This window comes from Bacteroidota bacterium (assembly GCA_016713765.1).
Classification (GTDB): Bacteria; Bacteroidota; Bacteroidia; order AKYH767-A; family 2013-40CM-41-45; genus Pollutiaquabacter; species Pollutiaquabacter aromativorans.
Window position 1 is genome coordinate 1,373,703 of the sequence record JADJON010000001.1, and the last position, 13,599, is coordinate 1,387,301.

The 13,599-nt window shown below is 54.2% G+C and carries 12 protein-coding genes; 9 read left to right on the forward strand and 3 right to left on the reverse strand.

From position 1 onward, the window contains the following. Positions 1–38: 38 nt before the first annotated feature. The 3 genes from IPJ96_05220 (at position 39) to IPJ96_05230 (ending at position 2,015) form a co-directional block, all read left to right on the forward strand. Complete coding sequence (locus IPJ96_05220) at positions 39–1,064, forward strand: PorV/PorQ family protein (GenBank protein ID MBK7909749.1); 1,026 nt, start codon at positions 39–41, stop codon at positions 1,062–1,064. 82 nt (positions 1,065–1,146) lie between these two features. Beyond that, entirely contained in the window at positions 1,147–1,620 is a 474-nt protein-coding gene (greA, locus tag IPJ96_05225) for a transcription elongation factor GreA (GenBank protein ID MBK7909750.1), read from the forward strand. Next, positions 1,620–2,015, forward strand: a complete 396-nt coding sequence (locus IPJ96_05230) for an HIT family protein (GenBank protein ID MBK7909751.1) — start codon at positions 1,620–1,622, stop codon at positions 2,013–2,015. The genes greA and IPJ96_05230 overlap by 1 nt, the downstream gene beginning before the upstream one ends. Here IPJ96_05230 and ruvC read toward each other — a convergent pair. Then, the gene (gene ruvC, locus IPJ96_05235) at positions 2,008–2,577 is read right to left on the reverse strand and encodes a crossover junction endodeoxyribonuclease RuvC (protein ID MBK7909752.1); all 570 of its coding nucleotides are present in this window, start codon (positions 2,575–2,577) and stop codon (positions 2,008–2,010) included. The two genes, IPJ96_05230 and ruvC, sit on opposite strands and share 8 nt — an antisense overlap. Positions 2,578–2,623: 46 nt before the next feature. On the opposite strand from ruvC, the gene IPJ96_05240 reads away from it, so the two are divergent. The 6 genes from IPJ96_05240 (at position 2,624) to IPJ96_05265 (ending at position 11,098) form a co-directional block, all read left to right on the forward strand. Next, positions 2,624–3,607, forward strand: a complete 984-nt coding sequence (locus tag IPJ96_05240) for a flippase-like domain-containing protein (GenBank protein MBK7909753.1) — start codon at positions 2,624–2,626, stop codon at positions 3,605–3,607. Further along, the gene (locus tag IPJ96_05245; protein ID MBK7909754.1) at positions 3,604–4,737 is read left to right on the forward strand and encodes a glycosyltransferase; all 1,134 of its coding nucleotides are present in this window, start codon (positions 3,604–3,606) and stop codon (positions 4,735–4,737) included. The genes IPJ96_05240 and IPJ96_05245 overlap by 4 nt, the downstream gene beginning before the upstream one ends. 3 nt (positions 4,738–4,740) lie before the next feature. After that, positions 4,741–5,949, forward strand: a complete 1,209-nt coding sequence (locus IPJ96_05250) for an ABC transporter permease (protein ID MBK7909755.1) — start codon at positions 4,741–4,743, stop codon at positions 5,947–5,949. Positions 5,950–6,074: 125 nt separating this feature from the next. Then, complete coding sequence (gene dnaE / locus IPJ96_05255) at positions 6,075–9,665, forward strand: DNA polymerase III subunit alpha (GenBank protein ID MBK7909756.1); 3,591 nt, start codon at positions 6,075–6,077, stop codon at positions 9,663–9,665. 93 nt (positions 9,666–9,758) lie between these two features. Then, positions 9,759–10,079, forward strand: a complete 321-nt coding sequence (trxA, locus tag IPJ96_05260) for a thioredoxin (protein MBK7909757.1) — start codon at positions 9,759–9,761, stop codon at positions 10,077–10,079. 95 nt (positions 10,080–10,174) lie between these two features. Next, positions 10,175–11,098 carry a DUF58 domain-containing protein gene (locus tag IPJ96_05265; GenBank protein ID MBK7909758.1) on the forward strand — a complete coding sequence of 308 codons (924 nt, stop codon included), beginning with the start codon at positions 10,175–10,177 and terminating at the stop codon, positions 11,096–11,098. Positions 11,099–11,100: 2 nt separating this feature from the next. Here the strand turns inward: IPJ96_05265 and IPJ96_05270 are convergent, their stop codons facing one another. Together IPJ96_05270 and IPJ96_05275 are read right to left on the reverse strand one after the other, a co-directional pair. Then, positions 11,101–12,483 carry a hypothetical protein gene (locus IPJ96_05270; protein ID MBK7909759.1) on the reverse strand — a complete coding sequence of 461 codons (1,383 nt, stop codon included), beginning with the start codon at positions 12,481–12,483 and terminating at the stop codon, positions 11,101–11,103. 3 nt (positions 12,484–12,486) lie between these two features. Further along, entirely contained in the window at positions 12,487–13,464 is a 978-nt protein-coding gene (locus IPJ96_05275; protein ID MBK7909760.1) for a c-type cytochrome, read from the reverse strand. Between the last annotated feature and the right edge of the window lie 135 nt (positions 13,465–13,599).

Below are 13,599 nucleotides of genomic sequence, written 5' to 3' on the forward strand. Positions count from 1 at the left end.
CTATGAAAACACGTAATATCGGACCGTTCCTTCGTGTCATGCTGGCAACCCTGTTGCTACCGGCGGGCGTGCAGGCAGGTAATCCAGACCGTGCCGGTCAGGCTGGGGCCTCTGAGCTCCTGATCAATCCCTGGGCACGCTCGAATGGATGGGGCGGAGCCAACTCAGGCTCCATCCGCGGCTTGGAAGCACAGTTTCTCAACGTTGCAGGAACCGCGTTCACCAAAAAGACGGAAGCCATCTTTGCCCATACCATGTACCTGGAGGGAAGTGGAATGGCTTTGAATGCGTTTGGACTGACGCAAAAAGCAGGAGAAGCAGGTGTGATTGGTTTATCCGTTGTCTCTTTCGACTTTGGCGAGATCCCCGTCACTACCACGGATCAACCGGAAGGAAATATTGGTAATTACCGACCCCAATACATCAACATCGGACTTTCTTACGCAAAGGTGTTCTCTAATTCTATCTATGGTGGCTTTAACCTGAAGATCGTAAATGAGAATATCGCCAACGTCAGCGCAAGAGGAGTCGCAGTTGATGCAGGTATCCAATATGTAACCGGTACCAATGAAGATCGCGACAACATTAAATTCGGTATCTCGTTGAAAAACGTCGGTACCCCGATGAAATTCGGCGGAGATGGTTTGTCGGTGCGCCTGACGGCTCCTTCCGGCGCCTACCAGTACACTGTTGAGCAGCGTTCACAAGGATTTGAAATTCCTTCCTTGCTGAATATGGGTGCTACCTACGACTTTAGTCTGGCTAAGGATCACAGGTTGTCGGCCTCAGCAAGCTTCACCTCCAACTCTTTCACGCGTGACCAGATCGCCGGTGGACTTGAATATGCCTTCCGCGAGATGTTCATGATTCGCGGTGGTTTTGTTTACGAAGACGGCATCACCTCCGACGACGATCGTACCACTGTTTACACCGGTCCTTGTGCTGGTGTGACGGTGGATGTGCCGATGGGAAAGTCGGGTAAGAAGTTCGGTATCGACTACGCGTTCCGGGCTACCAACCCCTTCAACGGGGTGCATACCTTCGGCTTGCGTTTTACGCTCTAAAAAACCGTATATTTGCATAATCGGACAAGACCCCGCACCAGCGGGGTCTTGTTCTGCTTTAAATGCCTTAATAGATTCTGTTATGTCATCCGTACAATATTTCACACCCGACGGCCTGAAGAAACTACAGGAAGAGCTGCACCAGCTCAGGAACGTCGAACGCCCCCGCATTTCCCAGCAGATCGCCGAAGCACGCGAAAAGGGAGATCTTTCCGAAAACGCGGAGTATGATGCTGCCAAAGACGCGCAGGGACTTTTGGAATTGCGCATTTCCAAACTGGAAGAAGTGATCGCCAGCGCGCGCCTGCTGGACGACAGCAAGCTAGATACTTCCAAGGTCATGGTATTGACCAAAGTGCGGATCAAGAACCGGAAGACCGGTCAGGAACTCACCTATACGCTGGTTGCGGAAAATGAGGCGGACCTTAAGGCCGGAAAAATATCCGTCACGTCTCCGATCGGCAAAGGCCTGTTGGGTAAGAAGATCGGCGACACCGCCCAGATCGAAGTCCCTTCCGGCAAGATGGAGTTCGAAGTACTCGAGATCTCCCGCTAATGGCATCCATTTTCACCCGCATTGTCAACGGCGAAATACCTTGCTACAAGGTAGCGGAGGATGATCGTTTCCTGGCTTTTCTGGACATCAATCCGTTGGTGAAAGGGCATACCCTGGTCATTCCGAAACAGGAGACCGATTACATTTTCGATATTCAATCGGAAGAGTACACCGCCCTCTGGGCCTTTGCGCAGCGCGTCGCCAAAGCGGTCGGCGCCGCTGTGCCCTGCAAGCGGGTCGGCATTGCTGTGATTGGCTTGGAAGTGCCGCACGCGCACATTCATCTAATTCCGATGGAGCGGGTTTCAGACATGAACTTCGCGAACCCGAAAATCAGTCTGCCTCCCGCTGTCATGGAGGAGACCGCCGCTGCCATCCGGGAAAAGATCATTTAGATACGATCCTGTCAGGATTAGCCGACAGAAACGATTTCCAGCCGGAGTGCGCACCAGCCGCTCCGGCTGAATTGTTTCCGCTTTGGAAATGATGGCACAGGGCGACTGCTACGGCATCCGTTGCATCCAGATACGCGTGTGTTTCGTTAAGCGAGAGGAGCGTCTTCAGCATGGCGGCTACCTGTTCCTTTGACGCGTTGCCATGCCCTGTAATGGATTGTTTGACCCGTTTAGGCGAATATTCGGTAATCGGAACTTGTCGGTACAGCCCGGCAGCCATCGCTACGCCCTGTGCTCGTCCCAACTTCAACATGGACTGCACGTTTTTACCGAAGAACGGCGCTTCAATCGCGAGATCATCCGGCAAATGTTGGTCGATCAGGCCCAGGGTATATTCGAATATTTGTTTAAGCCGTAGGGAATGGTCGTCATCGCGCTTGAGGCGCAAGACACCCAGGGTGATCAATTCCGGTCTGGTCCCGATCACCCGGATGATACCGTAGCCCATGATGTTGGTGCCCGGGTCGATCCCAAGAATGATTCGTTCCTTCACCGTAGCCATCTTCAGGGGTTTCCGGATTCAAATTGCGTAATATTGTCGTGACCGGATGCGACAAAGTACGGAAAATATACTCGTTCGCTGGGGCTGGATACTCAAGCTCCTGATCGCCGCTGTCGCCTTTACGTTTATTTACTGGCAAGTGGTTCGACGGGAAGGACTGGCAACACTGGTAGCTGTTGCACGCGATTCCTGGAGTGAGCCGCACAACCGGGTACTCCTCTCGGCCGTGTTGCTCGGCATGCTGATCAACTGGGCGATCGAGGCGTTCAAATGGAAACGGGTCTTGCGCCCATTGGAGCAGGTCTCGCTCCTGAAGGCGTTGGAAGCGGTCTTCTCCGGACTCTCCGTCAGCTTTTTTACCCCGAATAGAGTAGGGGAATACGCGGGTCGCGTTTTCCATCTCGTGAAAGCCGATCGCCCACAGGCGGTTTTGGCAACCATATTGGAAAACGTGAGCCAGCTCGTCATCACGCTCTTCTTTGGCGGCTTCGCGTTGGCTTATGGTGTGCAGGACCTGATTACGACCCAATCCTATCTGATGAGTTCCTTCCGGATCTTGTCCGTGGTGGGCGCCTGCTTTCTCGTGCTTGCGTTTATCTATTCCGGTGTATTGCAGGCAATGTTCGTGCGACTGCGTTTCTCGGGCAGGTGGCTGCGCGTCACCGGGATTCTGGAGCGCTATACCAAGGCGCAGATGATCGAACTCTTGTTGCTCTCGGCCTTACGTTATTTCATCTTCACCGGACAATTCTTCCTGCTCCTGCACGTGTTCGGTGCCCCCTTACCGTATGGGGTCGCGATGCTCCGGATCGCCCTGACGTACCTGGCCATGTCGGTCATTCCTTCGATCGCGCTGACGGAACTCGGTGTACGAGGCGCGTTGGCCGCCTGGGTCTTTCAGCCGGTCACCGAGCAGGTGAGCGGCGTACTGCTCGCGACATCCGCGCTATGGGTCATCAACCTGGTACTGCCCGCGCTCATCGGCCTCTTGTTCGTGTTTGATTTCAAATTCGTGAAGAAGCGTACATGATGCTCGTGCTCGGAGTTTATACACTCTTCAGCTTCCTGTATGTTATCTTTCTAGGTCGTGTCCGGAAAGCCTGGTGGAGCCTGAGACAAGCCAATGTCGAGCAGCCAGCTTCCGTTTCATTCCCATTCGTCACTGTTATTGTACCGGTGCGGAATGAAGCGCAACACCTGCCCGATCTTTTGAACGACTTGTTGGCACAGGATTATCCGGACGATCGGTGGGAGCTCATCGTTGTGAATGATGGGTCTGCCGACGGCACAGCAGCCATTGCGGCTGATTTTTTTCATTCCCACCCGAACCGCGGCGGTCTGCTGAATCTTCCGGATAAGGAAGGCGGATCAAAAAAGCAGGCTGTCGCGATGGCGATAGCAAATGCAAAAGGCGAATGGATCCTCACCACCGACGGGGATTGTAGGGTTGGCCCTTCCTGGTTAACAACTATGGCGCAGGGTATGTCGCCCGGTCGTACCATGCTGGCAGGACCCGTCAACCTGGTTGGTTCACCGGATTTCCTGGGCAGACTGCAAACCGCTGAGTGGATCGGTCTTCAATGCATCGGTGCTGCCGGCATCTACCGCGGAAGGAATTTCTTCTGTAACGGAGCCAACCTGGCTTATCGGAAACAAGCATTCACAGAGAGCGGAGGATTCACCAGGAGCAAGAAGAGGCTGTCGGGTGATGACACGGACCTCCTGCTGCAATTCAGTCGAAGCTGGCCCGGCAGCATCGGCTTTCAATCCGGGACAGGTGCTATCGTCGAAACCTTCGCAGACGATGGTATTGGTTCTGCGTTTAGTCAGCGTCATCGCTGGGCATCCAAGATCCCGGTTGCACTGACCACCGTTACCTTGCTGATTTCCCTGATCGCCTGGTTGTCGCATGCCGGCTTCCTGGCTGCGCTCTGCATCATGTTTTTCTCGCCCATTGCAGCCTTTGTGGTGCTGCCGGTCTTTTTCCTCAAGGTCCTTGCTGAATACCTCTTGTTGAAAGATGGAGCCGACTACTTCGGTCATCGCGTTTCCTTCGGCTTAATTTTAGCCGCTCAACCGTTCTATGCGCTCTACATCACCCTGGTAGGCGCGGCGGCAGTGTTTCTTCCCTATACCTGGAAAGGCCGAAAAGGCCGGTAACCCATGCGATACGATTCTCCCGGTCAGCAAGTCTGGCGCCGCTTTCGAAAAAACGGTGCGGCCATGTCCGGATTAGCGGTCATCGCGCTTGCGATCCTGGTAGCTCTTTGCTGCACTGTCATTCGATCCGATGAAAGCCCGGAGGCTAACCGGATCTGCCTGCCGATCGGGAATCAACGCCCGGGATTCACTTCCGATTTTCTCTTGTTAAGAAAGAACCAGGAAGCCATGGTCCCGGGTCTGTGGCAACAGTTCTGGAACGGAACCCCGGATTCGATGCAATGGGTGGCGGTTTCCGATTGGCGCATCGCGTCCGATACGGTTTTCTATCATGAATGGTCGCCCGATGCCCTGCTCCCGGAGCAGTTCGTGCTCCTGGCCGAAGCGGTATGGCCCTTACTGGATCCGCATCAGTTGGTGAACACGGATGGCAAGTGGTCAGCGCGCGATGTTTATGGTACCATCCGTACTTCCTCCACGGAAGAATTGAGAACGACATTCAGCGAGCACCAGGTCACCCGCCGGACGTTTCTACTTGGTACCGACCGGTACGGTCGCGATATGCTGAGCCGCCTGCTTACCGGAACGCGTATCACTTTTTTCGTCGGTCTCGTCGCTGTCGTCATCGCGCTGCTCGTGGGCGTGACCCTGGGTTCCTTAGCCGGTTTCTTCCGGGGAAGAATCGACCGGTTCATCTTATGGCTCATCAACGTTACCTGGTCGATGCCAACCTTGCTGCTCGTCATTGCGATCACCTTGCTACTGGGTAAAGGCTTTTCACAGGTCTTTATCGCCGTGGGACTGACGTTGTGGGTGGATGTGGCCCGCCTGGTACGCGGACAGATCTTCAGCGTGCGGGAACAGGAGTTCGTAACGGCGGGGAGAGCATTGGGCTATAAGAACGCCCGGGTCATTTTTCGTCATATACTCCCCAACATCGCCGGGCCGGTGCTCGTTGTCGCCGCCGCGAATTTCTCTACCGCGATCCTGCTCGAAGCCGGACTGAGTTTTCTTGGCATCGGCGCACAACCACCTACGCCAAGCTGGGGTGCGATGATCAAGGAGAACTATGGCTACATCATTCTTCCCGGTACGGCCTACCTGGCCGTGTTACCGGGCCTTGCCATCCTCTTGCTGACCCTCGCCTTCACCTTTGTGGCCAACGGGCTACGCGACGCCCTCGACAGCAGGCAACAGCTCTTGTCGGCCTGAGTTGTACACGGCTGTCAATAACCTTCAGGCTTCATCCTGAAAAAGTTAAAAATCCGCTTCCCGGAGGGTAGCCGGATTGCGTATATTTACAAGACTGGGCCGGTAGCAGGCCCTTTTCCGTCATCATGCCGAACTTTTCCCACCTGCACGTCCATACGCAGTTTTCCCTGTTGGACGGGGCTGCCGATATATCCGACCTCTATAAAAAGGCCGTCAAGGACAAGATGCCTGCCATTGCCATCACCGATCATGGCAATATGTTCGGCGCTTTTAAGTTTGTCGCGGAGGCTTCCAAACACAACACGAAAGAACATCCGGATACGATCAAGCCGATCGTCGGATGCGAATTCTATGTGGTGGAGAATCGCCACAAGCAACAGTTTACCAAAGACGACCGCGACCAGCGTTTTCATCAACTCCTGTTGGCGAAGAACGCGGAAGGGTACAAGAACCTGGTCAAGCTGTGTTCACTCGGCTACATCGAAGGGTTGTATGGTAAATATCCCCGCATCGACAAGGAGTTGGTGTTGAAGTACCATAAAGGGTTGATCGCTACGACCTGCTGCCTGGGTGCCCTGGTGCCGCGCACCATTCTGCGTAAAGGCGAGGCCGAAGGAGAGAAAGAGTTCAAGTGGTGGCTCGACCTGTTCGGTGAGGATTATTACATCGAACTTCAACGACACGATATTCCCGAACAGCACAAAGTGAATGAGGTGCTGTTGCGATGGGCGGTCAAGTATGGTGTAAAGGTGATCGCCTCGAACGATTCCCATTATACCGATCGCGATGATTACAATGCCCACGACATCCTGCTGTGTATCAATACCGGGGAGAAGCAGGCGACTCCGACGATGAAGGAGTTCAGCGACGACGATGCTTTTACGAAAGGAAAACGCTTCGCTTTCTACAACGACCAGTTCTATTTCAAGACGACCGACGAAATGTCGACGCTCTTTTCCGATGTGCCGGAGGCGATCGACAACACCAACGAAATTGTCTCCAAAATCGAGACGCTTAAGCTGAAGCAGGATATTCTGCTTCCGCACTACCAATTGCCGAAGGGATTTACCGACCAGGACGAATACCTGCGGCACATCACCTTCGAGGGCGCGAAAAAGCGTTATGGCGACATCGCTCCGGAAACCGAAGAGCGACTCAACTTCGAGTTGTTTACGATCAAGACGATGGGCTTCGCGGGCTACTTCCTGATCGTTGCGGATTTCATCAAGGCTGGCCGCGACCTCGGCGTTTTCGTCGGACCAGGCCGCGGATCGGCCGCCGGTTCTGCCGTGGCGTATTGCATCGGCATTACGAATATTGATCCGATCAAGTACAACCTGCTGTTCGAGCGATTCCTGAATCCGGATCGCAAGAGCATGCCCGATATCGATACCGACTTCGACGATGTAGGCCGTCAGAAAGTGATCGACTATGTCGTGACGAAGTACGGACGAAACCAGGTGGCCCAGATCGTCACCTACGGCACCATGGCCGCCAAGATGAGCATCAAGGACGTGGCGCGTGTCCTGGATCTGCCATTGCCCGAATCCAATGCCCTGGCCAAGCTGGTGCCGGAGCGGCCCGGCATCGAACTCCAGCGGGTACTCGAGGCCCCACTCGATGGAGAAAAAAGCCTTCGCGAAAAGGAGAACCTCAGCAGCGATGATCTGGAACAGGTCAAGCGCCTGCGTGAGATATATAATGGAAAAGACCTGCATGCTGAGGTGCTGCGAGAGGCCCTCCGACTGGAAGGGTCGGTCCGGAATACCGGCATCCATGCCGCTGGTATCATCATAGCGCCGAAGGATCTCACCGAGATCATCCCGGTCGCCACCTCGAAGGATACGGAATTGCTCATCACCCAGTTTGATGGCAAAGTCATTGAGGATGCCGGCGTCATCAAGATGGACTTCCTTGGGCTGAAAACGCTGACGATCATTCGTGATGCGTTGCGTCTCATTGAGCAGAATCACGGTGTCAAGATCGATATTGACGCCATCCCGCTCGACGATACCAAGACGTTTGAACTCTACCAACGCGGCGAAACAAACGGAACGTTCCAGTTCGAATCCGCCGGCATGCAGAAATACCTCAAGGAGTTGCGCCCCGACAAGTTCGAGGACCTCATCGCCATGAACGCCCTCTACCGTCCGGGCCCGCTGGAATACATCCCCAACTTTATCGCACGTAAACACGGCCGGGAGGCGGTTGCCTACGACCTGCCGGCGATGGAAGAATACCTTCAGGAGTCTTACGGGATCACCGTCTATCAGGAGCAGGTCATGCTGCTGTCGCAAAAACTGGCCGGATTCACCAAGGGCGACGCGGATACGCTGCGGAAGGCGATGGGCAAGAAGCAGAAGGACGTACTCGACAAGATGAAGTCGAAGTTCATGGACGGTTGCAAAGCCAACGGACATGATCCGGAGGTCTGCGAGAAGATCTGGACCGACTGGGAAGCGTTCGCTTCCTATGCGTTCAATAAATCACACTCCACCTGCTACGCGTTCGTAGCGTTCCAAACGGCCTACCTCAAAGCGCATTACCCGGCCGAATACATGGCTTCGGTACTGACGCACAACCTCGGAACGATCGATAAGATCACCTTCTTCATGGAAGAATGCCGGCGGATGGGTATTCCGGTTCTCGGGCCCGACGTGAACGAATCGCTCTATGATTTCAGTGTCAACCAACAAGGACAGATTCGATTCGGATTGGGTGCGGTGAAAGGGGTTGGGGAGAACGCGGTGATCTCCATCATTGACGAACGAACCAAAGAGGGGCCCTACGAAAGCATTTTCGATCTTACCAAACGTGTCAGCAGCAAGGCGATGAACAAGAAATGCCTGGAGAGCCTTGTGCAGGCCGGTGCGCTGGACAGCCTTGGATCGATCGAGCGATCACGCTATTTCGCGATCGATCCCAAAGACAACGCCAACGGCATCGAGAAGGCGATACGTTTCGGTAGCGCCTTGCAGAACAAACAAGGTTCCATGCAGAATAGCCTTTTCGGAGACGATCATGAAGAGACCATCGCATTGCCCGTGATTCCGGAAGGGGAGTTTTGGAATAACCTGGAGAAGTTGCGGAAGGAAAAAGAAGTAATCGGATTCTACATCAGCGGCCATCCCCTCGACGAATACCGGTTCGAGATCCGCAGCTTTTGCAGTCATCGCATCGAACAACTGGCGAACCTGGAGGAGTTGAAGAACCGGGAAGTTTCCATTGCGGGAATTCTGACGGAAGTGAATCACCGTATCAGCAAGAATGGAAAACCATTCGGCTCGTTCACTGTTGAGGATTATACCGGCGGGGTTCAAATGGTCTTGTTCGGAGAGGACTACATGAAGATGAAAGACTACCTGGCACAGGAATCATTCGTCTTCATCAGGGCCAAAGTCCAGAACCGGTTCAATGCACCCGATCAGTATGAAGTTCGCCCGTATATGATGCAGTACCTGTCCGACGTAAGCGATAAAATGGCAAAATCCTTTACACTCAAACTGCCTTTGAGTGTCTTGTCGGAAGGGTTGATTGACCGCCTCTCGGACGTCCTGTCCGCCAGTCCGGGCAATTGCCAGGTGAAGATCCAGGTCAGCGACCCGGTGGACAATCTGGCGGTGGATTTACCTTCCAGAAAGCTTAGAATCCGCCTGAATAGGCAGCTTCTGGAGGATCTTGACGCCATCGGGACAGTAGAATATCAAGTTAATTAGTGACAATAAGGCGGAAACCGGCCTTGGCTGGGATTTTGCCTAAGTTTGTGCCTGCTACGGGAAGAAGTAAAAACATCAAAAAACCAAAGAAAAATGGCATTAGAAATTAACGACCAGAATTTCGAAGAACTGGTCATGAAGTCCGATAAGCCGGTCCTCGTCGATTTTTGGGCCGAGTGGTGTGGACCCTGCCGCATGGTAGGTCCGATCGTGGAAGAACTCGCCAAAGAATACGACGGCAAGGCTGTGATCGGTAAGGTAAACGTGGATCATAACCCGAACATTTCGATGAACTTCGGTATCCGGAATATCCCGACCCTGTTGATCTTCAAGAACGGTCAGGTAGTCGACAAGCAGGTCGGCGCCGTACCGAAGTCGATTCTGGCCAATAAATTGAACGCCCAGATCGCCTGATCGATCCTGGACGCATAGAGCAGAGCGGTTAGCCCCAAGGCTGGCCGCTCTTTGCTTTTCAATACCGCCCGAAGCGATTCGTTATCTTTGATCCCATGCCGGTCAATCAACAGGAGATCCAACGTTTCGGTCACCTCGAACTGCTTGCCAAGCAGGTAGTGGAGGGATTCATCACCGGGCTGCACAAAAGTCCGTTTCATGGTTTCTCCGTGGAATTCGCCGAGCACCGGCTCTACAATACCGGCGAATCGACCCGGCACATCGATTGGAAACTCTTCGGCCGTACCGAAAAGCTCTTCGTCAAACGCTACGAAGAAGAGACCAACCTGCGTTGTCAGTTGGTCATCGACAATTCTTCCTCGATGCACTTCCCGGAACCCGGGCAATCGAAGATCCCGAACAAGATCGATTTCTCGGTGCATGCCGCCGCTGCACTGGCGTATCTGCTGCGAATGCAACGCGACGCGGTCGGACTCAGCGTCTTCTCCGACACGATGGAGATGAACACACCGCCCCGTTCGAGTTCTGTGCATCATAAGCTTTTATTCTCCCAATTCGAAGACCTGTTACGTCATAAGGGTCTTGAGCTTGCGAAGAAAACGGTCGCGGCATCCGCGCTGCACGAGATCGCGGAGACCATTCATCGTCGTTCGCTCGTCATCATCTTCAGCGATATGATGGATTCGCGGGCCTCATCCGAGGAGCTGTTTTCGGCCCTGCAGCACTTGCGGTACAACAAGCATGAAGTGGTGCTGTTTCACGTGGTCGACAAGCGCCTGGAAGAAGAATTCATGTTCGAGAACCGGCCTTATCGGTTCGTGGATGTGGAATCAGGACAGGAGATCAAGGTGCACAGCAATGAAGTACGGGCCTCCTATGTACAGGCTATGGCGGATTACAAACGTGAATTGAAACTCCGCTGCGGTCAATACCGCATCGATTTCGTCGAAGCCGACATCCGGCAAGGCTTCGAACAGGTGCTGCTGCCCTTCCTGCTCAAGCGCGAGCGGATGTTCTGAGTTCAGAAGCTATAGGTGAGCACCAGGTTGAGGTTGCTCATATCCGTCTTGTTGAAACGGTAGGCTTCCTTTCCGAACAGTTCTCCCTGGTTGAACTTGTGCACGACCAACGCCTGCAGATCGAGCCCTTCGAATGTGCCGCTGAAGTGGCGTCGGTATTCCAGGTTCACCTGTACATACGACGGCATTCCGTATTTGTTCAGGGCTGCATCATTGGCATCGGGGAGGAGATAATAACCCGCGGCGACGAAGAATCGGTTTGTGGCCTGCTCTTTTCCGTAGTTCCATTGTGCCATCAGGGCATGAACGTCGCCGAGACCTTCGTTGCGTTCGCGTGGAAGAAAGGTGTAGAAGGGATCGCGGCCCCATTCGCGTGGAAGGAGGAATCGGCTTTCGGCGGCAATGCGGGTGTAGTTGATCCATACCTGCCATTGGTCGCGGAGGATACCCGCCTTTCCGCTGAGTATCCAGGTGCCACTTCCAGTTTCGATGTATGCCTTCGAGGAATCCGCATTTCCGCCGTCGCCCACAGCGTCTTGCCTGGTTAGCTGCGCCCCGAACCCGTAGTTCTTTCCAGCGGCCTTGCGGGTGCGATAGTCTGCCTGTCCCAGCAAAATGTGAAAGACGTTCGGTACATAATAATCCCAGAGTTGCCAACGGAGCCGTCGACTCGCATTTCCCTTCACTGCGAGGAGCAGCAGCCCGTCGGTCTTCACCGCGTAACGATAGGCGGAGGGTTTCCCATGGATGTTGAGTCCGGAGGGATAGATGCCAAAACTGCGTCCGGTAGTGTACCACTGTGTCGTGGAGCGCGGAGCCATCCGGTACAACCAGGCTGCTTCTACTTGAATTCGTTCGGCTTTTCCGTAGCGCAACCAAACCCCATCGGCGAAGTTGGGGCGGAGGCGACCATCCTGTGCATTGAGAAAAGGTGTCTGGACTTTTTGCATGCCCCAGGTGAGGCTCCAGGATCCAAGCTGATAGCGCAGGTTGAGTTCTTCCAGTCTGGCCAGGTCTGTTCTCGTTTTCGGATTATCCAGATCGAACAGGCCAACTTCGTAGCGACTGGATGTGCGACTGATCGGATCCGCTAAGGTCAGGTCATTCGACAAGAGGTTGTAGGAATAACTACCGCCGATTGTCAATTGGAATCCCTTGAAGGAACTGGTTTCATACCGCAGGGCAATGGCTGTTCCAAGCGCGTAATAATCGCGCAGCTGCTGGTGATTGATCGTCTGCATATAGAATGAACGCAGCGAGCCCTCGGTTTTTCCCCGCAGGAATGCCGAACGCAAACCGGTCGAATCTGACGTATTGCCGGCGCTTACCTGTTGCGAGAACAATACAGAGAAAATGCTGAAGAAAAGGAGAAGGTATTTCCGCATCGATTACCGGCTGGCCAACGTTTTCCCTTTAGCGGCTTGTTGTGTACTGCGCGCTTTCTTGATTGGTCCGAACGGCCCGTATTTGTGTTGCTCCTCGGAAAATCCGTCGCTATAGGGGCCGAAGGGATGATCGATCGGTTTACCAGCCGGATTTGGCCAGTCCTTACGGAGATCTTTCTTCGGTCGTGGTTGTGAATTGATGAACGCCGCCAGATCCCAGGCTTCCTCTTCGCTCAACTGCGGATTGTTGTGAGTCGCTCCAAGTGGCATGTTGGCGTGTATATAACCCGCAAAGCGGGAAAGCCGGAAATGGCCGGCGCCGGAATTATAGCTGTGATCACCCCACAAGGGCGGATAGGTATAGCCGCTGGCAGCTGCGTTCAGAACGCCTTTCCCTTCACTTCCGTGACACGATTGACACTTTGCGGAATAGGCGAGCGCGCCTTTAGCCGGATCGGCCGCACGGTCCAGGAAGGCAAGCTCCTGCAGACCGGATCCTTTTGGCTTCACCTGCGGTTCAACGCCAGTTCCCAGCCAACGGATATAAGCGACGATCGCTTGCATTTCCGTGCTGCTGGTGTCGATCGCTTTGCCGTTGAGACTGCGTTCCAGACAATCGTTGACGCGCTTGGGAATGGACTCGATTGCCCCCGACCGCTCCCGGAATTTCGGATACGTGGAGTACACGGCGCTGTAATTGTTGCCAAATGGCTTTGTGCCGGCTTCCAGATGACAATTCTGACAATTCATTCCGTTGGTAATGGCGGCGACCGTTCCTTTTGGACCGAGGTAATGCGAGGTGTTTGCGATCAGGTCGCGTCCGTAGCGCAGTTGTTCCACATTGCTCAGTTGCTGCCAGTCCGCAGTATCGGGTGCATGCCAAAGGCTGTCTTTCTTTTCTTCCAACATGGCCGTCCCGGTTGTTTCTTTATCCGACGATGACTCCGGTTGGTCGAGCGTTGACCACCAGGCAGCGATCATGACCAGGCTGATAGCGACCGGATAGAAGAAGGCCGGTAGCGGTTGGTGCGGGATCCCCTTCGCGTGCGCGAGCGCCCCGTGAGCTTTCTCCAGTACACGGACGATGTAGAGCAGGAGTCCGCTGACAAGTAGAAG